The organism is Streptomyces sp. NPDC058326 (assembly GCF_042879855.1).
GTDB lineage: Bacteria > Actinomycetota > Actinomycetes > Streptomycetales > Streptomycetaceae > Streptomyces.
Genome location: NZ_JBHVZO010000025.1, coordinates 62384 through 85375, shown reverse-complemented (window position 1 = coordinate 85375; position 22992 = coordinate 62384). Strand labels below are relative to the sequence as shown.

21 protein-coding genes and 1 pseudogene are annotated in these 22992 nt (G+C 72.4%); 17 read left to right on the top strand and 5 right to left on the bottom strand.

Annotation, left to right across the window (positions count from 1 at the left end):
• Nucleotides 1-97: 97 nt before the first annotated feature.
• The 4 genes from ACFVYX_RS32755 (at nt 98) to ACFVYX_RS32740 (ending at nt 3530) form a co-directional block, all read left to right on the top strand.
• Nucleotides 98-649 (top strand): TetR/AcrR family transcriptional regulator, encoded by a 552-nt coding sequence (locus ACFVYX_RS32755; RefSeq protein WP_389685110.1) that lies wholly within the window; start codon nt 98-100, stop codon nt 647-649.
• Nucleotides 646-2190, top strand: a complete 1545-nt coding sequence (locus tag ACFVYX_RS32750; protein ID WP_389685109.1) for an MFS transporter — start codon at nt 646-648, stop codon at nt 2188-2190. Before ACFVYX_RS32755 ends, ACFVYX_RS32750 begins: the two co-directional genes overlap by 4 nt.
• A gap of 429 nt (nt 2191-2619) precedes the next feature.
• Nucleotides 2620-3078, top strand: coding sequence for an SUKH-3 domain-containing protein (locus ACFVYX_RS32745; protein ID WP_389685108.1), 459 nt, complete (start codon nt 2620-2622; stop codon nt 3076-3078).
• 110 nt (nt 3079-3188) lie between these two features.
• A complete protein-coding gene (locus ACFVYX_RS32740; protein ID WP_389685107.1) occupies nt 3189-3530 on the top strand; it encodes a DUF5713 family protein in 342 nt (113 codons plus the stop codon).
• 25 nt (nt 3531-3555) lie between these two features.
• Here ACFVYX_RS32740 and ACFVYX_RS32735 read toward each other — a convergent pair whose 3' ends face one another.
• Nucleotides 3556-4431 (bottom strand): IS5 family transposase, encoded by an 876-nt coding sequence (locus ACFVYX_RS32735; RefSeq protein WP_389685106.1) that lies wholly within the window; start codon nt 4429-4431, stop codon nt 3556-3558.
• Between the two features lie 157 nt (nt 4432-4588).
• On the opposite strand from ACFVYX_RS32735, the pseudogene ACFVYX_RS32730 reads away from it, so the two are divergent.
• Nucleotides 4589-4732: pseudogene (locus tag ACFVYX_RS32730) on the top strand (helix-turn-helix domain-containing protein); the annotation flags it as partial.
• Nucleotides 4733-4907: 175 nt separating this feature from the next.
• On the opposite strand, the gene ACFVYX_RS32725 reads toward ACFVYX_RS32730, so the two are convergent.
• Nucleotides 4908-5579, bottom strand: coding sequence for a lysophospholipid acyltransferase family protein (locus tag ACFVYX_RS32725; RefSeq protein WP_389685105.1), 672 nt, complete (start codon nt 5577-5579; stop codon nt 4908-4910).
• A 220-nt stretch (nt 5580-5799) separates the two neighbouring features.
• On the opposite strand from ACFVYX_RS32725, the gene ACFVYX_RS32720 reads away from it, so the two are divergent.
• The 3 genes from ACFVYX_RS32720 to ACFVYX_RS32710 all read left to right on the top strand — a co-directional run bounded on the left by ACFVYX_RS32720 (nt 5800) and on the right by ACFVYX_RS32710 (nt 8289).
• Complete coding sequence (locus ACFVYX_RS32720) at nt 5800-6987, top strand: glycerophosphodiester phosphodiesterase (RefSeq protein ID WP_389685104.1); 1188 nt, start codon at nt 5800-5802, stop codon at nt 6985-6987.
• Between the two features lie 173 nt (nt 6988-7160).
• Nucleotides 7161-7757 (top strand): sigma-70 family RNA polymerase sigma factor, encoded by a 597-nt coding sequence (locus ACFVYX_RS32715; RefSeq protein WP_389685103.1) that lies wholly within the window; start codon nt 7161-7163, stop codon nt 7755-7757.
• Between the two features lie 37 nt (nt 7758-7794).
• A complete protein-coding gene (locus ACFVYX_RS32710) occupies nt 7795-8289 on the top strand; it encodes a GNAT family N-acetyltransferase (RefSeq protein ID WP_389685127.1) in 495 nt (164 codons plus the stop codon).
• 1 nt (nt 8290) lies between these two features.
• Here the strand turns inward: ACFVYX_RS32710 and ACFVYX_RS32705 are convergent, their stop codons facing one another.
• Both ACFVYX_RS32705 and ACFVYX_RS32700 read right to left on the bottom strand, forming a co-directional pair.
• On the bottom strand, nt 8291-8719 hold the full coding sequence (locus ACFVYX_RS32705) for a hypothetical protein (protein WP_389685102.1): 429 nt from the start codon (nt 8717-8719) through the stop codon (nt 8291-8293).
• A 2-nt stretch (nt 8720-8721) separates the two neighbouring features.
• The gene (locus ACFVYX_RS32700) at nt 8722-9084 is read right to left on the bottom strand and encodes a hypothetical protein (protein ID WP_389685101.1); all 363 of its coding nucleotides are present in this window, start codon (nt 9082-9084) and stop codon (nt 8722-8724) included.
• Between the two features lie 563 nt (nt 9085-9647).
• Here ACFVYX_RS32700 and ACFVYX_RS32695 point away from each other — a divergent pair.
• The 8 genes from ACFVYX_RS32695 to ACFVYX_RS32660 all read left to right on the top strand — a co-directional run bounded on the left by ACFVYX_RS32695 (nt 9648) and on the right by ACFVYX_RS32660 (nt 20849).
• On the top strand, nt 9648-10703 hold the full coding sequence (locus tag ACFVYX_RS32695; RefSeq protein ID WP_389685100.1) for a methionine ABC transporter ATP-binding protein: 1056 nt from the start codon (nt 9648-9650) through the stop codon (nt 10701-10703).
• Nucleotides 10700-11368, top strand: a complete 669-nt coding sequence (locus ACFVYX_RS32690; protein ID WP_030204624.1) for a methionine ABC transporter permease — start codon at nt 10700-10702, stop codon at nt 11366-11368. The genes ACFVYX_RS32695 and ACFVYX_RS32690 overlap by 4 nt, the downstream gene beginning before the upstream one ends.
• Nucleotides 11369-11461: 93 nt before the next feature.
• Complete coding sequence (locus ACFVYX_RS32685; RefSeq protein WP_389685099.1) at nt 11462-12316, top strand: MetQ/NlpA family ABC transporter substrate-binding protein; 855 nt, start codon at nt 11462-11464, stop codon at nt 12314-12316.
• A 209-nt stretch (nt 12317-12525) separates the two neighbouring features.
• Nucleotides 12526-13161 carry a GNAT family N-acetyltransferase gene (locus ACFVYX_RS32680; protein ID WP_389685098.1) on the top strand — a complete coding sequence of 212 codons (636 nt, stop codon included), beginning with the start codon at nt 12526-12528 and terminating at the stop codon, nt 13159-13161.
• Between the two features lie 70 nt (nt 13162-13231).
• Nucleotides 13232-14494, top strand: a complete 1263-nt coding sequence (gene cbiE, locus ACFVYX_RS32675; RefSeq protein WP_389685097.1) for a precorrin-6y C5,15-methyltransferase (decarboxylating) subunit CbiE — start codon at nt 13232-13234, stop codon at nt 14492-14494.
• A gap of 306 nt (nt 14495-14800) precedes the next feature.
• Complete coding sequence (gene cobT / locus ACFVYX_RS32670; protein WP_389685096.1) at nt 14801-18394, top strand: nicotinate-nucleotide--dimethylbenzimidazole phosphoribosyltransferase; 3594 nt, start codon at nt 14801-14803, stop codon at nt 18392-18394.
• A 292-nt stretch (nt 18395-18686) separates the two neighbouring features.
• Nucleotides 18687-19940 carry a uroporphyrinogen-III C-methyltransferase gene (cobA, locus tag ACFVYX_RS32665; protein ID WP_389685095.1) on the top strand — a complete coding sequence of 418 codons (1254 nt, stop codon included), beginning with the start codon at nt 18687-18689 and terminating at the stop codon, nt 19938-19940.
• 90 nt (nt 19941-20030) lie between these two features.
• The gene (locus ACFVYX_RS32660) at nt 20031-20849 is read left to right on the top strand and encodes a TrmH family RNA methyltransferase (protein WP_389685094.1); all 819 of its coding nucleotides are present in this window, start codon (nt 20031-20033) and stop codon (nt 20847-20849) included.
• 167 nt (nt 20850-21016) lie between these two features.
• Here the strand turns inward: ACFVYX_RS32660 and ACFVYX_RS32655 are convergent, their stop codons facing one another.
• Entirely contained in the window at nt 21017-22201 is a 1185-nt protein-coding gene (locus tag ACFVYX_RS32655; RefSeq protein WP_389685126.1) for a serine/threonine-protein kinase, read from the bottom strand.
• A gap of 501 nt (nt 22202-22702) precedes the next feature.
• Between ACFVYX_RS32655 and ACFVYX_RS32650 the strand changes: the two genes are divergently transcribed.
• Nucleotides 22703-22870 (top strand): hypothetical protein, encoded by a 168-nt coding sequence (locus tag ACFVYX_RS32650; RefSeq protein WP_041662151.1) that lies wholly within the window; start codon nt 22703-22705, stop codon nt 22868-22870.
• Nucleotides 22871-22992 lie beyond the last annotated feature (122 nt).

Here is a 22992-nt window from a genome sequence, read left to right as displayed (position 1 = left end):
CCTCGCGGCGCCGCCGCCCTCCGTTCAGGGAGGGCGGCGGCGCCCTTTTCGGCTCCCGAGTGAGACATTGATGTCTCATTCGGTGTAGGGTTGTCTCATGTCAGTCGATCGCACCCAGGTGCTCCGCGCCGCCGCCGCCCTGCTCTCCCGCAAGGCGACCGCCACCATGGACGAGGTCGCACGGGCCGCCGGCATCGGCCGCGCCACCCTGCACCGGCACTTCGCCGGGCGGGACGCCCTGGTGCGGGCGCTCGAAGAGCTCGGGCTCCAGGAGATGGAGGCGGCCATCGACAGCGCCGGGCTCGACGAGGGCCCCGAGGACGAGGCCGTTCGCCGGCTCGTCGCCGAGGTGGAGCACGTCGCACCCCTGCTGTCGTTCCTCGTCACCGAGAACCAGCTCTTCGAGGGCGACCAGCTCAACGAGGGCTGGGCCCGCCTCGACGCCCGGGTCTCCGCGCTCTTCCGGCGCGGACAGGAGAACGGCGTCTTCCGGATCGATCTGACCCCCGCCTGGCTCACCGAGGCCTTCTACGGGCTCGTCGGTTCCGGCGCCTGGGCCGTGCAGGACGGCCGGGTCGCCGCCAAGGACTTCCAGTACATGATCGCCGAGCTGCTGCTCGGCGGAGCGCGCAGGAGCGTGGAGAAGTGACCACCAGTACCGTCAGGAACCCCGGCCATACCGAGGGCGTGCGCCGCCCCGGCCGGTGGCTCGCCCTCTCCGTCCTCGTCCTGGCCGTCCTCCTCGTGGCGGTCGACGCCACGGTGCTCGGCCTCGCCACCCCCTTCCTCTCCGAGGACCTGAAGCCCTCCGGCAGCCAGCTCCTCTGGATCGGTGACGTCTACTCCTTCGTCATCGCCGGACTCCTGGTCTCCATGGGCAGCCTGGGCGACCGCATCGGCCGGAAGAAGCTGCTGCTGATCGGCGCCACCGCCTTCGGCGCCGTCTCCGTCCTGAACGCCTACGCGACCAGCCCCGAGATGATGATCGTGGCCCGCGCGCTGCTCGGAATCGCCGGCGCGACCCTGATGCCGTCCACCCTGGCGCTCATCCGCAACCTCTTCCACGACCCGCGCGAGCGCAGCCTCGCCATCGGCATCTGGGGCGCCATGGCCTCGGCCGGCGCCGCCGTCGGGCCGGTCGTCGGCGGGTTCCTCCTGGAGCACTTCTGGTGGGGCTCGGTCTTCCTCATCAACCTGCCCGTCATGGCCGTCCTGGTCCTCGTGGGCATCAAGCTGATCCCCGAGTCGAAGAACCCGAACCCCGGCCCCTGGGACCTGCCCAGCGTCGCGCTCTCCCTCGTCGGCATGATCGGCGTCGTCTACGCGATCAAGGAACTGGCCTCCCACGGCCCCTCCCTCGACGCCGGCCTCGCCGCGCTCGCCGGCGCCGCCGCCCTGACCTGGTTCGTCCGCAGGCAGCTGACCCTGCCCACGCCCGTTCTGGACATGCGTCTGTTCCGCCACCGCGGCTTCTCGGGCGCCGTCCTCGCCGACCTGCTGACCATCCTCGGCCTCTCCGGCCTGGTGTTCTTCCTGTCCCAGTTCTTCCAGCTGGTCCAGGGCCGTCAGCCGCTCGAAGCCGGACTCGCCGAGCTGCCCGCAGCCGTCGGCGCGGTCACGGCCGGTCTGATCGCGGGCGTCGTGGCCCGCCGCTTCTCCGTACGGTCCGTGGTGGCCGGCGGTCTCGCGGCGGTCGGCCTCTCCCTCGCCGTCCTGACGACGCTCGACCAGAACACCGGATACCCGCTGCTGGGCGCCGCCCTGCTCGTCGTCGGTGTGGGCGCCGGCTTCGCCTTCACCGTCACCGCCGACGTGATCCTCTCCAGCGTCCCCAAGGAGCAGGCCGGATCGGCCTCGGCGGTCTCCGAGACCGCGTACGAGCTGGGCGCCGCGCTCGGCATCGCCGTACTCGGCTCGATCGTGACGGGTGTCTACCGGGGCTTCGCCACTCCGGCGGGTGTCCCCTCCGACATCGCGTCCGCGTCCCACGAGTCGCTCGGCGGCGCGGTCGAGGCCTCCGGCGGCCTCGCCCCGGACACGGCGACGGCCCTGGTGTCGGCCGCGCAGGAGGCCTTCGTCGACGGTCTGCGGATCGCGGCGGGCGTCGGCGCGGCGGTCCTCCTCGCGACGGCGGTCGCGGCCTGGTTCCTGCTCAGGGGCCAGAAGCTGGAGGGCGGCGCCGAGCACTGACGCGCCGCGCACACGACCGGGCCCCGTACAGCACGGCTGTACGGGGCCCGGTCATGACCTGGGGGACTAGGCCGTGTATCGAAAGTGGATCTTGGGCTGTGGATGATCACGATTCATGAGTCGGGGAGATCTCACGGACGAGCAGTGGGTGGCACTGGAGCCGCTGTTCCCGAAGGGGGCCAGGGCAGGGCAAGTACCCGTCTGGCCTCGGCGCCGGTTGCTGGACGTCCTGCCCCATCCGTCCTGTATGCCAACGGCTGGCCGGCGGGCATGTGCGGCGAGCCTCGCATGTGCCCGAAGGCCCTGAACGATGGGGGACCATCTGAGTAGCCTCGATATCGTGACCGGCAATCAAAAGGGCAGGGGATTCACCCTGTGCAAGAACTGCGAGACGTGGGTGCCGGGCATGGTCAGAAAGGTGGACACCGGATGAGTGACGAGCACAGCAGGGCGAGGGAGGAGTCCTTCGGCAGGGTGTTCGCCGGTGCCTCGCGCGTCGCGTGCAGCCCTGTGGACGTCGAGGCGGCCCGTCTGGCCTATGAGGAGGCGGGTTTCGATGTCACCGACGAGCTCGTGGAGTTCCTCGGGACGTACGGCGAGACGACGGTCTTCTGGCCGTCGCATGTCACCGGGGACGAGACGTCGCTGACGGTCTCGGTCGAGGAGGCCGCTGAGGCGTTTGCGCCGAACGTGCGGTACTTCGAGAAGCGTCTCGGCATGTCCGCCCTGCCGGTGGGCATCGCCTTCGAGACCGAGGAAATGGTTCTCCTCGCAGAGAACGGTGACATCGTCCTCGGTGGTGACGCAGGAGTTCAGCGGGTCGCGCACGGGTTCGAGGAAGCCGTGCGGGCCCTGATCTTGGGCGACTGGGACATGACGTTTTTCTAGGACTTGTGAAAGTCCTGGTCGCGTGGGGTCTGGCGTCGATGGGGGGCGTCGTTGTCAGTGGTGCTGTGCATGATCGGCGCGTCAGCTTTTCGCGGAGGTAGGGAAGCATCATGCCGATCACAAACCAGCAGGTAGCGGGACACGCGTTCCTGCGGCAGATGTACGACGACTCGTACTTCCCTGATCGTGTGGTCGATCAGGGGAAGGCGATTCTGCTGCGGCTGTGCGAACGCGTAGAGGCCGAGCAGCCGTTGGATCTGGAGAGTCTGTACGCACTCACCCAGGCTGCGACGGAGGAGTTCAACCTGCTGGACAGGGAGTTCGTGGCGGCCGGAAGCGGGATCGAGACGGTGGCGCGGGAGCGGATCTGTGACGAGTTTTGCTTTGTCGCGTCGGCGTACGGGTTCACGGACGCGGATGCGGAGGAGCTGACCTCCGGCCGGGACTGGTGAACGACGACGGGAAGGTCTCCTCCGATCAGAGCCATTCGTTGAGAGCCGCGATCAGCACGGTCGCCTCGTAGCGGACGGCGAGCTTGTCGTACTGGGTGGCGACGGCGCGGTGTCTCTTGAGGCGGTTGATCCCGCACTCGACCGCGTGGCGCTGGCGGTAGTCGGCCGGGTCGAAGTGCGGGGGTCGGCCGCCGTGAGAGCCGAGCTTTCGGCGGTTGCGCGCCTGGTCGGCCTTGTCCGGGATGGTGCAGCGGATCCCGCGGCGGCGCAGGTAGGCACGGTTTCTTCGGGAGGCGTACGCCTTGACAGCCCGCACCCGGTTGGGGCGGACACGTGGCCGGCCCGGCCCGATGCGGGGCACGCGGACCTTTGCCAGCACGGGTTCGAACTGCAGTGAGTCCCCGCGCCGTCCTGCCGTGATCAAGATCGCCATGGGCTTTTGGCCCTGCTCGACGGCCAGGTGCAGCTTGGTGGTGAACCCGCCGCGCGAACGTCCCAGTCCGTGATCACGGGGCTCGGTGGAGACGCCACCCGGTGGTTCCTTCTGCAGGTCGCCCCGCTTGCGGGCTCCGGCCGCGTGCTGGTGGGCGCGGCAGACCGTGGAGTCGACGTTCAGGTCCCATGTGATCGCGCCCTTCGCGTCGGCCAGGGACTGCAGCGGGGTGAGGATCCGGTGCCAGGTGCCGTTGCGCTGCCACCGGCGGAACAGGTTGTAGACCCGGCTCCACGGCCCGTACTCGACGGGCACGTCCCGCCAGGGAACTCCGGTCCGGATCCGGAACCGTATGCCGTCGATCAGCCGCCGCCGGGGCCAGACAGGCGGTCGCCCCGCCTTCGTGCCCTTCGGCAGCAGCGGCTCCAGCACCGCCCACTGCTCGTCCGTGAGATCTCCTCGACCCATGAACCGTGATCATTCACAGCCCAAGATCCACTTTCGATACACGGCCTAGGTGTGCTGTCCGGGAACGTTGGTGACACGCGTGCTGGGTTCTTGAACGGGTGAGGGCCTCCGGGTTCGGTGTGGATTGCGACATCTGCACCGATCCGAGGAGGCCCTCGTGCCCCACCGTAATGCCCCGCTGACCGAGACCGGGCGTCTTTGCCTGGCCCGCTGCGTCGTCGACGCCGGCTGGCCGCTGCGCCGGGCAGCGGAGCGTTTCCAGGTCAGCCACACCACCGCGGCCCGCTGGGCCGGCCGCTACCCACTTCCGTCTCGGTCTCGGCCGGTGTCCTGCGGGGCTGGTGGTGGGGCCGGCTGGAGCGGTCACTCATTCGACCCCACACCGGCATCGGCGGCCAAACACCCACCAGCCGCGGCACCAACCTCCCCAGACAGCACACCTAGGGCCTGTCCGGCGGATCAGGGTCGGACAGGCCCTACGCCGCCTTCGCCTTGGTGGCGTACATGTCCACGTACTCCTGGCCCGAGAGCCGCATGACCTCGGCCATCACCGAGTCCGTCACCGCCCGCAGCACATAGCGGTCGCGGTCCATCCCGTCGTACCGCGAGAACTCCATGGCCTCGCCGAAGCGGACCGTCACCTTGCCCGGACGCGGGAAGCCCGCCCCGCCCGGCTGGATCTTGTCGGTGCCGATCATCGCGAACGGCACCACCGGCGCCCCGGTCATCAGGGTGAGCCGCGCGATGCCCGTACGGCCCCGGTACAGCCGGCCGTCGGGGGAGCGGGTGCCCTCCGGGTAGATCGAGAAGACCTTGCCCTCCTCCAGGACCCGGCGGCCGGTCATGAGCGCCGCCACACCGCCGCGGCCGCCGTCCCGGTCCACCGGGATCATGCCGACGCTCGTGAAGAACCAGGCCATCGCCCGGCCCTTGAGGCCCTTCCCCGTCACGTACTCGTCCTTGCCGATGAAGAAGACCGGACGGTCCAGACAGATCGGCATGATCATCGAGTCGATGAAGGTCAGGTGGTTCCCCGCGAGGATGACGGGGCCGGTCCCCGGAATGTTCTCGACGCCCTCCACGCGGGGGCGGAACATCAGGCGCATGACCGGCCCGAGCACTGCCTTGATGATCGCGAGACGGGACAACGGTTCCTCCGGTGGGACGCGGGTCAGTCGAGCTGACGGTGCAGCTGGCGACGATACTCGCGGGTCACCTCCGTACGCACATCGGGTTCACCGAGTGGATACGCAGTGTTGACGTGTGTTTCCGCCATGTTCGGCCGAGGTCTGCCGTGCGGAGGGGGTTGGTGCCTAGCGTCGGGGGCACCCGTCGACAGGTGCGGGACATGACACAGGAGGACACCTCATGACCCAGGGCGAACGCCGGACCCCGGCACGGCGCACGGTTCTCGGAGCGGCGGGCGCCACCGTCCTCGGCGCGTCCACGGCCCTCGCGGCCGGGACCGGCGCCGCACAGGCCGCCGACGAGCGGGCCACGGGTGCGGGCCGTACGCACGGCGGAGGCCGCGGCTACCGCTCCCTCCCCGTCCCCACCGTCATCGCCCACCGCGGTGCCAGCGGCTACCGCCCCGAGCACACCCTCGGCTCCTACCGGCACGCCCTCGACCTCGGCGCCCACGTCATCGAACAGGACCTCGTCCCCACGAAGGACGGGCACCTCGTCTGCCGCCACGAGAACGACATCACCGGCACCACCGACGTCGCCGACCACCCCGAGTTCGCCTCCCGGAAGACGACCAAGACCGTCGACGGCACCGCGTACACCGGCTGGTTCACCGAGGACTTCACGCTCGCCGAGCTGAAGACCCTGCGGGCCAAGGAGCGCATCCCCGGCACCCGCCAGGAGAACACCCTCTACGACGGCCGCTGGACGGTGCCCACCTTCGAGGAGGTGCTGCGCTGGGCCGAGGACGAGGGCCGCCGCAGGGGCCGCGAGATCTGGCTGCACGTCGAGACCAAGCACCCCACCTACTTCCGTTCCCTCGGCCTCGGCCTGGAGGAGCGGCTCGCCAGGCTCCTGCGCCGGTACGGGCGCCACCGCGCGAACTCCCCGGTCTTCCTCCAGTCCTTCGAGCCCAGCAGCATCCAGCGGCTGGCGAAGCTCGTGGACTCGCCCGGCGTCGTCCTGCTCTCCGGCGCGACCAGCCGCCCTTGGGACTTCGTCCAGGCGGGGGACCCGCGCACGGTCGCCGACCTGGTCACGCCCGAGGGCCTGCGCTGGATCGCCTCGTACGCGAAGGGCATCGGCCCCACCCTCGACCTGGTGATCCCCAAGGACGCGAGCGGCCGGCTCGGGGACCCGACCACCCTGGTCCGCGACGCGCACGCCCAGGGCCTGATCCTCCACCCGTACACCCACCGCAACGAGAACGCCTTCCTGCCCGTGGACTTCCGCCGGGGCACGGACCCGGCGGCGTACGGGGACTCCTTCGGCGCCCTCAAGCGGTACCTGGGGACGGGGATCGACGGCATCTTCTCCGACAACCCGGACACCGCGCTCCTGGGCGCGGCGGACCACACCGCCCGCGACTGATCCCGTATACGTGCGGGCCCGACGACCGGGCCCGCACGAGGCCCACGACGAAAGCGCGCGACGAGCACGAGGCCCCACGACCGAGGGCCACGACCGGGCGCCCACGACCTCCTCCCGGGTGGTTTACGTCCCGCGCCGCAACCGCGCCCGCGTGCCCCGGCATCGTGCCGGTCATGACCACCCCCGAGACGCTGCCCCCGCCCTTCCGCGCGACCGCTCCCGAGACGGACCCGGACCCCGCCCCCGGTCTCCTCGCCGCCCTCGCCCCGCTGCTCGCCGCCGAGTCGGACGCCGAGGCACCGGCCGCCGGCGTCGAACCCGGCGACCTCGAACAGGCCGTCTGGCTCCGTCTCCTCGAACAGCTCCAGGAGACGGGCGCCGCCCCCGAGCGGCCCGCCGAATGGCTGCGCCGGGCCGTCCGCGCCGAGGCCCGCCGCGCCCGCAGGACCAGCGACCGGGAACGCCCCTACCGCGACGAGCCCGCCCACGACCCCGGCGGCTCCGGGCCCGGCGGCTCACCGGAACACTCGCTCCTCGAGGCCGAGGGCCGGCGCACGCTGCGCGCGGCCGTCACCCGGACGCCCGGCCGCTGCCCCCGCGTACTGACCGCGATGCTCGACCCCGAGGACCCCACCTACCGGGAAATCGCAGGAGAGTTGGGTATCTCACAGGGCAGTCTGGGGCCGATGCGTTCCCGTTGCCTGGGATGCCTGCGCAGAATGCTGGCTGCAGAGGTTCCCGCCCCCGGCCGACGGGGAAGGGTGCGGTAAACCGATGATCGACCAGATGAGCGGGAGGCGTGCACACATGGGCCTGAGCGTGACCATCTCGGCGGCGGACGCGCGGGACGCGGAGCACATCCTGAAGCTGCAGTACCTCTGCTACCAGAGCGAGGCGGAGCTGTACGGGGACTGGTCCATCGAACCGCTCACCCAGTCGCTCGCCGACCTGCGCGCCGAACTCGACGAGGGCCACGGCCTGGTGGCCCGGCTCGGCGAAGAGGTCGTCGCCTCCGTGCGGGCCCGCCTCGACGAGGACGGCACGGTACGGATCGCCAAGCTCATCGTGCACCCCCGCATGAGGCGGCACGGACTCGGCGGCCGGCTCCTCGACGGCATCGAGCGCCACTTCGCGGAGACCGCCGAAGAGGTGGCGACGCCGCCCGCCAAGCGCTTCCAGCTCTTCACCGGCCACCGCAGTGAGGGAAATCTGCGCCTCTACCGCAGCAAGGGGTACGCACAGGTCTCCACCCGCGAGCTCGGCCCCAGGCTCACCCTGGTGACCCTGGAGAAGGCCGCCTGAGTCAGCCGGCCGTCCGCGACGTGCGCAGCCACCAGATCCCGGTCAGCGGCAGCAGCACCGGGATGAAGAGGTAGCCGTAGCCGTAGTCCGACCAGACCGTCGCGTCAGGGAAGGCGGACGGCTCGACCAGCGTCCAGGTCCCGACGATCAGCACGCCCGCGAGCTCGGCGGCGCAGCACACCAGCGCCGCCCTGCGGGCCGTCTCCCCACCGCGTACCAGCGTGTAGGTGATGAAGGCGTAGACGACGGCCGCCACCGCGGACAGCGCGTAGGCGAGCGGCGCCCGGTCGAACTCCGTGGCGATCTGGTAGATCGAGCGGGAGACCGCGCCGACCGACATCACGCCGTACAGCCAGACGAGCAGAATGCCCGGGCCCGTGACGAGGCGGGTCCTCGTCCCCGGTGCCGCCTTCTCCCGCGTCGTCGTCATGGTCAGCCCACCGTCCAGATGTCATGGAGTCGCACTTCGAGTACGGCCAGGACGACCGCGCCGGCCGCCACCGTCGCCGTACCCCACCGGCTGCGCTCGGCGAGCGACATGAAACCGGCGATGGGCACCGCGCACAGCGCCCCCAGCAGATACGCGACGAAGATCGTCGCGCCCTCCTCCGCCTTCTCGCCGCGCACCAGCTGCACGATGCCGACGATCAGCTGGACGAGGACGAGGAAGGTCACCACGGCCATGCCGATGAAGTGCCAGTCCTTCGTCGGCTGGTCGCGGAAGGCGGCGAAGCCGCACCAGGCGGCGAGGGCGAGCGCGGCCACGGAGACCGCGACCGTCAGGGCGTCAAGCATGCGCCCGAGGGTATTACGGTCGACAAGGCCTGATGCGCGGGCCCCCTCCGGCGGCCGGTTCACGGACCGTGGCCTTGGCCACACCCCGCGCCCGCGTCTGACCCGTCCGCCCTTCCCGGCCGCCGGTCGGCCGGGCCCTTCCGCGCGGGCCCTCCACGGAGAACCGGGGCGGAACGGTGGCCTCCGGAGTGTCCGTATGGCATCTCAACGGCGTCCGCTATTCGGACGGCCTCCTTTTGTTCGCGACTGCGCATGCTTTACTTGCAGACATGACCACGACGAGCAGCCGCATCCTTGCGACCGAGGCGATCACGACGCCCGGTGCTCGTTGTATGTGTCGAATGTGCGCCTTCTGAGGGCCCCCGCCTGAGTTTCGCGCCCCGAAGCGAGACCCGACGGCCGCGCCGTGCCTCCCGCCGACAGGCGGTGGACCGTGCCCGCCCCGCGCACCACCGGCGCCCGGCCACCCGCCGGACCGGCCTCCGTGCGCCTGACTGTCCGAAGACGAATGCCCCGTGCGTGACGGACCCCGCGTCGCGCACTCGACAGTGACGGAAACCCCTGTGATCACCACTTCGGGCCTGACCAAGGTCTACGAGTCGCGCGGCCGGCAGGTCACCGCTCTGGACGGTGTCGACCTCCACGTCCGCGAGGGCGAGGTGTTCGGCGTGATCGGCCAGAGCGGCGCCGGAAAGTCCTCGCTCATCCGCTGCGTCAACCTCCTGGAACGCCCCACCTCCGGCACCGTGACCGTCGACGGCGTCGACCTCACCGCCCTCGCCGGGAAGGGCCGCCGCGCGGGCAAGGACCTGCGCCGGGCGCGCAGCAGCATCGGCATGGTCTTCCAGCACTTCAACCTGCTGTCCTCCCGCACGGTGCAGGACAACATCGAGCTTCCCCTGGAGATCCTCGGCGTCCCCGGCGCCGAGCGCTCCCGCCGCGCCCTGGAACTCCTCGACCTCGTCGGCCTCGCCGACAAGGCCAGGTCCTACCCCGGCCAGCTCTCCGGCGGCCAGAAGCAGCGCGTCGGCATCGCCCGCGCCCTCGCAGGCGAGCCCAAGGTCCTCCTCTCCGACGAGGCCACCAGCGCCCTCGACCCGGAGACCACCCGATCCATCCTCCAGCTGCTGCGCGACCTCAACCGGCAGCTCGGCCTGACCGTCCTGCTCATCACGCACGAGATGGACGTCGTGAAGACGATCTGCGACTCCGCCGCCCTGATGCAGCACGGCCGCGTCGTCGAGTCCGGCACCGTCGCCGAGCTGCTCGCCACCCCCGGCTCCCAGCTGGCCGCCGAGCTCTTCCCGGTCAGCGGCGCCGCCACCGGCCCCGACCGCACGGTCGTCGACGTCACCTTCCACGGCGAGTCCGCCACCCAGCCGGTCATCTCGCAGCTCTCCCGCACGTACAACATCGACATATCGATCCTCGGGGCGGCGATGGACACCGTCGGCGGCCGGCAGATCGGCCGGATGCGGATCGAGCTGCCCGGGCGGTACGAGGACAACGTCGTCCCGGTCGGCTTCCTGCGCGAACAGGGGCTCCAGGTCGAGCTCGTCGAAGAGGACACCGCGCCGGCCGAGACCGCGCCCGTACTGGCCAAGGAAGGTGCCAAGTGACCTGGTCCGAGATGCAGCCCCTGCTGGAGCAGGGCACCGTCGACACCCTCTACATGGTCCTCTGGGCCACCGTCGTCACCGTGCTCGGCGGCCTGCCCCTCGGCATCCTCCTCGTCCTCACGGACAAGGGCGGACTGCTGCAGAACCGGCCGGTGAACAAGATCGTCGGTGCGATCGTGAACGTGGGGCGTTCACTGCCCTTCATCATCCTGCTGATCGCCCTCATCCCCTTCACCACCTTCGTCGTCGGCACCTTCATCGGCCCGACCGCGATGATCGTGCCGCTCGCCATCGGCGCCATCCCCTTCTTCGCACGCCTCGTCGAGACCTCGATCCGCGAGGTCGACCACGGGCTCGTCGAGGCCGTCCAGGCCATGGGCGGCGGCATCCCCACCATCGTCCGCAAGGTGCTGCTCCCGCAGGCCCTGCCCTCGCTGGTCTCGGGCGTCACCACCACGGTCATCGTGCTCATCGGCTACTCGGCGATGGCCGGCGCGGTCGGCGGCGAGGGCCTCGGCTCCAAGGCCGTCACCTACGGATACCAGCGCTTCGACACCACCTTCATGCTGGTCACCGTCGTCGTCCTGGTCCTGATCGTGACCGTCGTCCAGCTCATCGGCGACGGAGTCGTACGACTCCTCGCCCGCCGGGGCCGCACCGCGTAACGGCTTCCCGGCCACCCAGACTTCGTCCTTCGACGAAACAGCCCGGACTTGTTGTCCAGGCGTCCACCGCACCACCGGAAAGAGGCACTCTTCGTGCGTAAGAACATCAGGCTCACCGCCGGTATCGCCGCCACCGCCGCCCTCGCCCTCGGGCTCAGCGCCTGCGGCACCTCCTCGGACCCGTCGTCCTCCAAGGACACGGCCGGCTCCGCCGACAAGCCCCTCGTCGTCGCCGCGTCCCCGACGCCGCACGCCGACATCCTCAACTACGTCAAGGACAACCTGGCCGAGAAGGCCGGCCTGAAGCTGGAGGTGAAGGAGTTCACGGACTACGTCCTGCCGAACACCGCCACCCAGTCCGGCCAGGTCGACGCCAACTTCTTCCAGCACAAGCCGTACCTCGACGACTTCAACAAGAAGAACAAGACCACCATCGTCCCCGTGGTCGACGTCCACCTGGAGCCGCTGGGCCTCTACTCCAAGAGCCTGAAGTCGGTGAAGGACATCAAGGCCGGCCAGACCGTCGCCGTCCCCAACGACACCACCAACGGCGGCCGCGCCCTCCAGCTGCTCGCCGAGAACGGCCTGATCACCATCAAGCCGGGTGTCGGCACCAACGCCAAGCTCTCCGACATCACCGACAAGAAGGGGCTGGAGTTCAAGGAGCTGGAGGCCGCCACCGTGCCCCGCGCCCTGAACGACGTGGACGCCGCCGTCATCAACGGCAACTACGCCATCGAGGCCAAGCTGCAGCCCGCGAAGGACGCCCTCGTCCTGGAGAAGGCCGACGGCAACCCGTACGCCAACTTCCTCGCCGTCAAGGAGGGCAACGAGAAGGACGCCCGCGTGCAGAAGCTCGCCGAGCTCCTCAACTCTCCCGAGGTGAAGAAGTACATCGAGGACACCTACAAGGGCTCGGTCATCCCGGCCTTCGGCGCCGCCCAGTAAGGCCGCGGCGCCCGGCAGGCCTGTCAGGCCGGCCGTCCGAGGGGCCGTCAGACCGGTTCCCCCGTACAGTCCTTGCGCAGAAGGCCCCCCGCACCCCGTCCGGTGCGAGGGGCCTTCGCCACACCCACCCGGCCATGCGAACCGGCGGCCGCATGCTGCATGCTGTGCCTTCACGGTCGATTCGGACGGTCCACGGCATGGAGCTGCGCATGACTACCACCTTTCCGGACATCTCCATCAACACGGACCGGTTGGTGCTGCGCGCGCTCGAGGAGGCGGACGCCCCCGCCCTCACCGCGATGATGAACGACGAACTCGTCGGCGCCTGGACGACCGTGCCTCAGCCCTTCACCGAAGCGGCCGCCCGCACCTGGATCACCGAGTACGCGCCCGCCGAACGCGCCGCGGGCCGGGGCATCGACCTCGCCGTCACCGAGTTCCTCACCCAGCGCCTGGTCGGCGTCATCCAGCTCGGCAGAACCGACTGGCGGGTCCGCTCCACCGAGCTCTCCTACATCGTCGCCCCCTGGGCCCGCGGCGAGGGGTACGCCTCCGAGGCCGCGCTCGCCACCGCCCAGTGGCTCTTCGGGGACCAGAAGTTCGAGCGCCTCGAACTGCGCACCGCCGCCGACAACACTGCCTCCCAGCAGGTCGCCCAGAAGATCGGCTGCATCAGCGAAGGCGTCCTGCGCAACGCGTGCATAGCCCGTACCCGCACCGAGGACGGCGACTGGACCGAACTGCGCACCGACTTCATCCTCTGGGGCCTCCTCCCCGAGGACCTCGACGGCGTCGCCGACCAGATGGCCGAGGCCGGCTACTCCTCGTACACCGACTGGAGCTGAGCCCCGGCACCGGACCCGGGGTACGCTCGACACGCCCCCGACCTGCGACGACACCAGGAGACAGACGACGATGGCCGACCGCGTCACGGTGATCGGCTGGGACGGTTCACCTCTCACCGCGGCGGCCCGGTCCGCGCTCTCCGCCGCCACCCTGGTGGCCGGGGCGGCCCACCATCTGTCGCTGCCGGAAGTGCCGGCCGCGGCCGAACGCGTCCGCCTCGGCAGTGTCGACCTCGCCGCCCGCCGCATCGCCGGCCACCGCGGCACCGCCGTTGTCCTCGCCGACGGCGACCCCGGCTTCTTCGGCGTCGTCCGCACCCTGCGCGCCCCCGAGCACGGCCTGGAGGTCGAGGTCGTCCCCGCCGTCTCCTCCGTCGCCGCCGCGTTCGCACGGGCCGGGATGCCCTGGGAGGACGCCCGGATCGTCGTCGCACAGCAGCGCACCCTGCGCCGGGCCGTCAACGTCTGCCGCGCCCACCCCAAGGTCGCCGTCCTCACCTCGCCCGGCGCGGGCCCCGCCGAACTCGCGCTCCTCCTCGACGGCGTCCACCGCACGTTCGTGGTCTGCGAGGAACTCGGCACCAGCCGCGAACAGGTCTCCGTCCTCACCTCCGACAAGGCCGCCGACCACTCCTGGCGCGACCCGAACGTCGTCCTCGTCATCGGCGGCACCGCGGGCGGCCCCCCGGCGGCACCCTGGCTGATGGGCCAGGACCCGACCGCCCGTCCCGTACGCGGCTGGGGCCTGCCCACGGAGGAGTACGACGTCCAGGCGTACGGCTCCGCCGCCGGCCCCGGCACCCTCGGCCGGATCCGGACCGGCGCGGGGGAGGACCCGTCCCTGCGCGCCGCCCAGCTCGCCCGCCTCGGGCCCCGCACCGGCGACCTCGTCTGGGACATCGGCTGCGCGCGCGGCGCCTTCTCCGTCGAGGCCGCCCGCTTCGGCGCCGCCGTCATCGCCGTGGACATCGACCCCGCGGCCTGCGCCCGTACCGAGCAGACCGCCCGCCGCCACGGCGTACCGCTCCAGACCGTCCCGGGCCGCGCCCCGCACGTCCTGGAGAGCCTGCCCGAGCCCGATGTCGTACGGATCGCGGCCGGCGGGGTGCCCGTCGTCACCGCCTGCACCGACCGGCGTCCCGAACGCATCGTCGCCCACGCCTCCACCCGTGACGAGGCCGAGGCGATCGGCGCCGCCCTCTCCGACGGCGGCTACACCGTCGAGAGCCTCCTCCTCCAGACCGTCGGACTCGACCCGGACGACTGGTCGGAACGCGAGCGGTCGGTCGTCTTCCTGCTGTCCGGCCGCAGGACCGACGTCCCCCACCCGTGACGGTGCCGCCCGCAGGGCCAGGTAGGCTGGCCGATTGTTGTACCGCATCCGGATGTTCGGCGCTTCGTTCGTCAATGTCCTGAATTGGTGGCCACTTTGTGCCGCTGACGTGGTACTCGACAAAGGGGGGACCGCGCGACGTGGCGCAGTCCACAGCCCGCCGTGGCGAATCTCCCTGCCACGATGGCGGGGGGCCGCGACAATGTGTGGGTGTCCGCGTGTCCTTCGTGCCGCGCGGCGCGCGCGCTCGTTCTTGTCGACGGGCGCAGGTCTGAAGGAAGCACAAGCGATGGGCGAGGGGTACGCATGACGGACACCGGCCAGGTCCCGGGCGAGGGACTGCCGGAGAACGCAGGCATGGTAGAGCAGCCGGGCATCCCCGCTCCGGGCGCGTACACCTTCCTGGACCCCTCCGGCCAGACCACCGAGGACGACGACGTGCTGCTGATGCCGGGCGCCCAGGGCGCCTGGAGCGAGCATCCGCCGGGTGTCGCGCCCGCGCCCCCGGTCGCCGTACCGCCCCCGCCGGCGGCACCCGCCGCGCCGGGCGAGGCGGCGCCGCAGCAGGGCGTGCCGCAGCCGCCGGCCCCGGAAGCGCAGGCGCCGGCGGGTGACCCGCTCACCGACCCGCTGCCGGGCCCGCTGGACTCCGTCGCCCTGGGCGATGTGCTGACGGCCCCGCAGAGCCAGACCCCGCCGCAGGGGGTCCCGCTCACCCCGCCCGCCGGCACCCCGCCGCACGGCGTCCCGCTCGACCAGCACGCGGGAACTCCCGCGCACGGCATGCCGGTGGACCAGTTCACCGGCACCCCGGCGCACGGTGTCCCCGCCGACGAGTTCACCGGCACTCCGGCGCACGGCGTCCCCGCAGCCCCGCACGAGCCGGTCCACACCGGCCACGGCTACGAACCGGGCATCCTCGACACCGGCGCCCACGAGGCCGCCGGCCGCGACTCCGGCTCCGTCGACCTCGGCGGCGTCCGCATGCCCCCGCCGGCCGCGGCCCCGGCCCCGCCGACCGCGCGCCGCCCGCTGCACATGGGGCCGCCCGTCCCCGAGGCCGGCGGCATCGTGCTCTCGCTGGCCGACCGCGGCCCCGCCGCCGCGGTCCCGCAGCCCGCGCCGGCCCCCGCCCCCGAGTCGCTCGTGGCCACCGGCCCCGCGCCGACGCCGGTGCGGAACCCGGGTCCGCCGACCACCGGCCCCGAATACTTCGAGATCGCGCAGGACCAGCAGCTCGCTCCGCAGGGCGCCGAGCCGTGGGCCGCGCAGCCGCAGGAGCCCGTGGCGCCGACGGCCGAGGCCCTCCCCGCAGAAACGGTCGTCCCGGGGACCGGTCAGTTCGTCCAGGTCGAGGGCACCGTCCCGACGACCCCCCATCTGGCGCCGACCCCCGTGGCCGAGCCGGTCCTCGTCACCGAGTCGGTTCCCGTGACCGAGCCGGCCCCGGCCGCCGAGCCGGAGCAGCCCGAGGCCGTGCCGGCCGCCGAGGCCCCGGCCGGCCCCGGGGAGACCGCCCCCGAGGCCCCGGCCGAGACGACGGAGCCTCAGGCGACCGTCCCCGGCCCGCGCGAGGGCGAGCCCGGCGCCGAGCCGGTGACCCCGGCGGCCGAGGAGCCCGAGGCCGACCACGCTTCGGAGGCCGAGGCGCGGCCCGAGCCCGCCGAGGAGCCCGCAGCCGCAACCGAGGCCCCGGCCGAACCGGCCGTGGCCGCGGACCTTCCGCTGGAGGAGCGGACCGCGGAGGCGGCCCCGGAGGAAGCTCCGGACGCGACCCCGGACGCGACCCCTGACGCGGTTCCCGAAGAGGCCCCGGTGGAAGCGTTCGCCCACGACGTCCCGTTCGTTCCGGAGGAGGCCCCCGCGGCCCTGCCCGAGCCGGCCCCGGAAGCCGAAGCCGCGCTCCCCGCGGAGCAGCCGGCTCCCGCCGATGAGGCCCCCCCGGCCGACGAGCCGGCGCAGGCCCTCCCCGAGCCCGTCGAAGCCGCGGAGACCGTCGAGACCACCGAGGTCGCGGAGGTCGCGGAGGTTGCCGAGGCCGCCGCTCCCACGGACGCCCCCGAGGCGCTCCCGCAGGAGACCGCCGCCCCCGAGGCCGACCCGGCGGAGGAACAGGCCGTAGCCGACCCGAGCGCGGACGCGGACGACGACGAGCCGGTGGCGGCGTCGGCCCCCGCGCCCGGCTACGCCGACGCCGAACGCGAGGCCGTCCTCCGCGTGATGCGCGAGCGCCGCGACATCCGCAACGGCTTCCGCTCCGACCCGATCCCGCACGAGGTGCTGCTCCGCGTCCTCGAGGCCGCCCACACGGCCCCCAGCGTCGGCCACTCGCAGCCCTGGGACTTCGTCGTCATCCGCTCCGCCGAGACCCGGCAGACGATGCACGAGCTGGCCCAGCGGCAGCGCGAGGCGTACGCCAAGTCGCTGCCGAAGGCCCGCGCGAAGCAGTTCAAGGAACTGAAGATCGAGGCCATCCTCGACACCCCGGTCAACATCGTGGTCACCGCCGACCCCACCCGGGGCGGCCGCCACACCCTCGGCCGCTACACGCAGCCGCAGATGGCCCCGTACTCCTCGGCGCTCGCCGTCGAGAACCTCTGGCTCGCCGCCCGCGCCGAGGGCCTCGGCGTCGGCTGGGTCAGCTTCTTCGACGAGCGCGAGATGGTCCGCACCCTCGGCCTTCCCGAGCACCTCGAAGTCGTCGCGTACCTCTGCGTCGGGTACGTCGACGAGTTCCCCGAGGAGCCCGAGCTGATGCAGGCGGGCTGGTCCAAGCGCCGCCCGCTCGCCTGGGTCGTCCACGAGGAGACGTACGGTCGCCGCGCCCTGCCTGGCGAGGAGCCGCACGACCTGCTCCAGGAGACCGTCGCCAACATCCGCCCGCTGGACGCCAAGGCGCTCGGCGAGGCCTGGGAGCGCCAGAAGCGCATGACCAAGCCCGCGGGGGCCCTGGGCATGCTGGAGATCATCTCCGCACAGCTCTCCGGCCTCTCCCGGATGTGCCCGCCGCCGATCCCGGAGCCCGCGGCCGTCGCGATCTTCGCGGGCGACCACGGCGTGCACGCCCAGGGCGTCACCCCCTGGCCGCAGGAGGTCACCGGTCAGATGGTGGCCAACTTCCTCGGCGGGGGAGCGGTCTGCAACGCGTTCGCCAACCAGGTCGGCGCCGAGGTCTGCGTCATCGACGTGGGCGTCGCCTCCGAACTCCCGGCCACCCCCGGTCTGCTGCCCCGCAAGGTCCGCCCCGGGACCGCCGACTTCACCACGGGTCTCGCGATGACCCGTGACGAGGTCCTGGCCGCGATCGAGGTCGGCATCGAGACGGCCAGGGACCTGGTCGCCGCGGGCAACAAGGCGCTGCTCACCGGTGAGATGGGCATCGCGAACACCACCGCGTCCGCTGCCCTCATCTCCGTCTACACCGGCGTGGACCCGACCGAGGTCACGGGCCGTGGCACGGGCATCAACGACGAGACGCACGCCCGCAAGGTGGACGTGGTCCGACGCGCCCTCGACCTCCACCAGCCGGACCCGGCGGACCCGATCGGCGTCCTCGCGGCGGTCGGCGGCCTGGAGCACGCGGCCCTCGTCGGCCTGATCCTGGGCGCGGCCTCGCTGCGTACCCCGGTCATCCTCGACGGCGTGTCGACCGGCGCCGCGGCGCTCGTCGCCCGGGCCATCGCGCCGGAGGCGCTCGCGGCCTGCATCGCGGGCCACCGCAGCGCCGAGCCGGGCCATGTCGCCGCCCTGAACAAGCTGGGCCTGCGCCCCCTGGTCGACCTGGACCTCCGCCTCGGCGAGGGCACGGGCGCGCTGCTCGCCCTGCCGCTGGTGCAGAGCGCGGCCCGCGCGATGCACGAGGTGGCCACGTTCGACTCGGCGGGCGTCACCGAGAAGTAGGACCGAGACGTGTCCCCCCGCCCGCGGAGGGTGGGGGGACACGCGGGCCCCGGCCGGGACGGAGTGCGTGAGGTGCGGCGCGGCGACAGAGCCGCACGTGCCACGGCCCGGCCTCCACCGTCGGACCGCGCGGTCCCGGAGCGGTCCCGCGCTCGAACCCACGGGGAGATCCGTCACAGCGTGACAGGGCCCCGTCACCGATATCGTGGGGGTGGGCAACCGAAACCCCGCCCCACCAGCCGCTCCACCGCAGCAGCGGCCCCGTACACGTCCTTCCGAGGAGCCGCCCGCCATGGCCGAGCACGCCGACCCCACCGCGCAAGCGGCGACGCACCCCGCCTACCCCGTCGGCCTCCGCCTCGCCGGCCGCCGCGTCGTCGTCCTCGGCGGCGGCCAGGTCGCCCAGCGCAGGCTGCCCGCCCTGATCGCCGCGGGTGCCGACATCACGCTGATCTCCCCGTCCGCCACCCCTTCCGTGGACGCCATGGCCGAGGCCGGCGAGATCACCTGGATCAAGCGGCGGTACGAGGAAGGCGACCTCGCGGACGCCTGGTACGCCCTGGTCGCCACCACCGACCCGGCGTCGAACGCCGCCGCCTCCGCCGAGGCCGAGCGGACGAGGACCTGGTGCGTGCGCGCGGACGACGCCGAGGCGGCCACCGCCTGGACCCCGGCGACCGGCCGGGACGCGGGCGTCACGGTGGCCGTGCTCACCGGCCATGACCCCCGGCGTTCCGCCGCCGTGCGCGACGCGATCGTGGAGGGACTCCGCGACGGTTCGATCGCGGCCCCCGCGCACCGCGCCCGTACCCCGTTCGTCGCCCTGGTCGGCGGCGGCCCCGGCGACCCGGACCTGATCACGGTGCGCGGCCGCCGGCTGCTCGCGGAGGCCGATGTCGTCATCGCGGACCGCCTGGGCCCCCGTGACCTCCTGGACGAGCTGCCTCCGCACGTGGAGGTGATCGACGCGGCGAAGATCCCGTACGGCCGTTTCATGGCCCAGGAGGCCATCAACAACGCGCTGATCGAGCACGCGAAGGCGGGCAGGTCCGTCGTGCGTCTGAAGGGCGGCGACCCGTTCGTCTTCGGCCGGGGCATGGAGGAGGTCCAGGCGCTGGCCGCCGAGGGCATCGCGTGCACCGTGGTCCCGGGCATCTCCAGCTCGATCTCGGTGCCGGGCGCCGCCGGCATCCCGGTCACGCACCGCGGGGTCGCGCACGAGTTCACGGTGGTCAGCGGTCATGTGGCCCCCGACGACCCCCGCTCCCTCGTCGACTGGGCGTCCCTCGCGAAGCTCACCGGCACCCTGGTCGTCCTCATGGGCGTCGACAAGATCGGGAAGATCGCCGAGGCGCTCGTCGCGCACGGCAAGAACCCGGAGACGCCACTGGCCCTGGTGCAGGAGGGCACCACGGCGTCCCAGCGCCGGGTGGACGCCACCCTCGCGACGGTCGCGGAGACCGTGAGGACGCGGGAGGTGCGCCCCCCTGCGGTCATCGTCATCGGCGACGTCGTCACCGAGGGCCCCGGCGAACCGGTGAAGTGACCGGGGAAGCGCCCGGCGGCGCAAGTAACCAGCGGTAACAGGCACCTCGCACACATTGGCACCACACCCCGGACAAGGCAGTATCACCTCGTGGCCGAACTCATCACGATCGACGACCCCGACGACCCGCGCCTGCGCGACTACACCGGTCTGACCGACGTCGAGCTGCGCCGCAGACGCGAGCCTGCCGAGGGCCTGTTCATCGCGGAGGGCGAGAAGGTCATCCGCCGCGCGCGGCAGGCCGGGTACGAGATGCGGTCGATGCTGCTGTCCGCCAAGTGGGTCGATGTCATGCGGGACGTCATCGACGAGGTCCCGGCGCCGGTGTACGCGATCCAGCCGGACCTCGCGGAACGGGTCACCGGCTACCACGTGCACCGGGGCGCCCTCGCCTCCATGCAGCGCAAGCCGCTCCCCGACGCCGCCGAACTGCTGGTCGGCGCCCGCCGGGTGGTCGTGATGGAGTCGGTCAACGACCACACCAACATCGGCGCCATCTTCCGCAGCGCGGCGGCCCTCGGCATGGACGCCGTGCTGCTCTCGCCCGACTGCGCGGACCCGCTGTACCGGCGCTCGGTGAAGGTGTCCATGGGCGCGGTCTTCTCCGTCCCGTACGCGCGCCTCGACACCTGGCCGCGCGGTCTGGAGACCGTACGGGAGGCGGGCTTCAAGCTCCTCGCCCTCACCCCCGCGGAGAAGGCCACCTCGATCGACGAGGCCGCGCCGCACCGACTGGAGCGGGTGGCCCTGATGCTGGGGGCGGAGGGCGACGGTCTGTCCACGCAGGCCCTGCGCGCCGCCGACGAATGGGTCCGGATCCCGATGGCCCACGGCGTCGACTCGCTGAACGTGGGCGCGGCCGCGGCGGTCGCCTTCTACGCGGTGGCGACGGGCCGACCGGAGTCCTGACCGCCCGGACCCTGGGACCTGTCGGACCCTTCCCGCCGGGTCCGGCCCGCGCGATCGCCGCACAGCCGGCACGGTCGAGCAGCTCCGCTACGAGGGCGTCCCGGCCGCACGCCGATCGCACGCACCGAACGACCCGGCCTGATCCGGCGCGAATTGTCAGACAGGCCCTAGCCCTGGAGGGCCTGGGCGGCGGCGATGCCCAGGGCGACCACCAGGGTCACCACCACGAAGACGAAGAGCCGCTGCCGCAGCAGCCGGGGGTTGGCGGGGCGGCGGCCCGTCGACGTGGTGCGCACGCCCGGCCGGGTCGCGGGACGGCCCCCGGTGCGCGGCCCGGCGGAGGGCCGGGAGGACGGTCCGGGACCGCGGCCCTGGGCGCCACGGTCGGTACCCCGCTCGGTCACGCGCTCGGCGCCCCGCTCCGCTCCACGACCGGGCATGTCCCGGTCGGTGTACCGCTCGGTCGGCCGTACGGCGTTCCGCTCCTCTGCCCGCTCCCGCTGCACGGGCGGCCGTGAGACCGGCAGCCCCTGCGCCTCGCGCGCCGCGATCTCCTTGAGCCGCATCGACAGCTGGAGCGTACTGGGGCGATCCTCGGGGTCCTTCGCGAGACAGGCCCGGATCAGCGGCGCCAGCGCGTCAGGCACGCCGTGCAGCTGCGGCTCCTCGTGCACCACGCGGTAGAGCATGACCTCGGAACTGCCGTGCCCGAAGGGGGAGTCGGCCATCGCCGCGTACGCCAGGGTGGCGCCGAGCGAGAACACGTCGGTGGCGGGGGTGACGGCCGCTCCGCGCACCTGCTCGGGCGCGAGGAAGCCGGGCGAGCCGACGGCGGTGCCCACATGGGTCAGGGTGCTGGCACCGGTGGCCCAGGCGATGCCGAAGTCGATGATGCGCGGGCCCTTGGGGGAGAGCAGGATGTTCGAGGGTTTGAGGTCCCGATGCACCACCCCGGCCTCGTGGACGGCGACGAGGCCCTCCGAGAGGGCCGCCCCGATCGAGGCGACGTCGGCGGCGCGCAGAGCGCCCTCCTCGGCGACCCGGTCGTGCAGCGAGGGCCCGGGCACGTACTGGGTGGCGAACCAGGGGCGCTCGGCCTCCAGGTCGGCGGCGACGAGCCGGGCCGTGCAACCGCCGCGGATCCGCCGGGCGGCCGACACCTCGCGGGCGAACCGCGACCGGAACTCCTGGTCCTCGGCCAGGTCCGGCCGGATCACCTTCAGTGCCACCCGCTGGCCGCGCCGGTCGGACCCCAGGTACACGACGCCCATCCCGCCGGCCCCCAGCCTGCGGTGGAGCCGGAACGACCCGACGATCCGCGGATCCTCGCGCCGGAGCCGCATCATCGCCATGTCCGTCCCCTCGTCCGTTCGACGTGGCACAGCTTACGTAGTGGCGCCCGCACGTGCTCATAGGCCGCGCCCTCGCACCGCGATCGATTGTCAGTGCTGAGGGGGAGGGGAGCCTGAGACGCGCGGCACGGTCCTGCTCCAACCCCCTTGTCGCGCAATCCACTTGACGAGGAGTCGAGAGCCCCGCCGGAGGCCCCGCGAGGCGGACTCGGGGGCCTTCGGGGCAGGGCGTTCACGGGCGGCAGACGAAGTGAGCCATGTCACGCCCCCGGCGGCTCTTCCGGGACCCCTGGGGGTAAGACCCGGGGTTCCACGTCCCCGTCTCCACCCAGGGGAGTACGCCGCGCGGGCGGCCCTCATCCTCCGGGAGGCCCGGAAGTCGGTACGAGGGCATGACGTCCCGGCGCTCCCGGCTCCCTACTGTTGAGGTCAAGCGGCGGGTGCAGCACTCGTCCCCCGAGGTTACGCACCCGCCGCGCCAGACACGACAGGAGAGGAACCATGGCCTTCACGGCATCGCGGACGAGCACCCGGCCTTCGAGCCGGCGTCACCCCCTCGTGGCCACCGCCATGGTCCTCCCTCTCGCGGCCCTGCTCGTGGTCGTCTTCGGCGGCTGGGAAGCGGTGGTCACACAGGCGTCGTCCGTGGGCGTGATGCTGGGGCGCTGAACAGCGCCCCGGACCCGGGAGAGCGGCCCGGGTCGGGACATCCGGCCATCAACCCCGTGGGGACGGGGGTGTGGCGGACGGCAGCGTGGGGCCGGTCAGCTGGGGAGCTGACCGGCCCTCGC

Excerpts from the sequence above, each read along its gene's own strand:
- ACFVYX_RS32755 (WP_389685110.1), top strand. The coding sequence starts at position 98 with ATGTCAGTCGATCGCACCCAGGTGCTCCGCGCCGCCGCCGCCCTGCTC.
- ACFVYX_RS32745 (WP_389685108.1), top strand. The coding sequence starts at position 2,620 with ATGAGTGACGAGCACAGCAGGGCGAGGGAGGAGTCCTTCGGCAGGGTG.
- ACFVYX_RS32650 (WP_041662151.1), top strand. The coding sequence starts at position 22,703 with ATGGCCTTCACGGCATCGCGGACGAGCACCCGGCCTTCGAGCCGGCGT.
- cobT (WP_389685096.1), top strand. The coding sequence starts at position 14,801 with ATGACGGACACCGGCCAGGTCCCGGGCGAGGGACTGCCGGAGAACGCA.
- ACFVYX_RS32655 (WP_389685126.1), bottom strand. The coding sequence starts at position 22,201 with ATGGCGATGATGCGGCTCCGGCGCGAGGATCCGCGGATCGTCGGGTCG.
- ACFVYX_RS32705 (WP_389685102.1), bottom strand. The coding sequence starts at position 8,719 with ATGACGACGACGCGGGAGAAGGCGGCACCGGGGACGAGGACCCGCCTC.
- ACFVYX_RS32710 (WP_389685127.1), top strand. The coding sequence starts at position 7,795 with ATGGGCCTGAGCGTGACCATCTCGGCGGCGGACGCGCGGGACGCGGAG.
- ACFVYX_RS32720 (WP_389685104.1), top strand. The coding sequence starts at position 5,800 with ATGACCCAGGGCGAACGCCGGACCCCGGCACGGCGCACGGTTCTCGGA.
- ACFVYX_RS32715 (WP_389685103.1), top strand. The coding sequence starts at position 7,161 with ATGACCACCCCCGAGACGCTGCCCCCGCCCTTCCGCGCGACCGCTCCC.
- ACFVYX_RS32740 (WP_389685107.1), top strand. The coding sequence starts at position 3,189 with ATGCCGATCACAAACCAGCAGGTAGCGGGACACGCGTTCCTGCGGCAG.
- cobA (WP_389685095.1), top strand. The coding sequence starts at position 18,687 with ATGGCCGAGCACGCCGACCCCACCGCGCAAGCGGCGACGCACCCCGCC.
- ACFVYX_RS32680 (WP_389685098.1), top strand. The coding sequence starts at position 12,526 with ATGACTACCACCTTTCCGGACATCTCCATCAACACGGACCGGTTGGTG.
- ACFVYX_RS32700 (WP_389685101.1), bottom strand. The coding sequence starts at position 9,084 with ATGCTTGACGCCCTGACGGTCGCGGTCTCCGTGGCCGCGCTCGCCCTC.
- cbiE (WP_389685097.1), top strand. The coding sequence starts at position 13,232 with ATGGCCGACCGCGTCACGGTGATCGGCTGGGACGGTTCACCTCTCACC.
- ACFVYX_RS32735 (WP_389685106.1), bottom strand. The coding sequence starts at position 4,431 with ATGGGTCGAGGAGATCTCACGGACGAGCAGTGGGCGGTGCTGGAGCCG.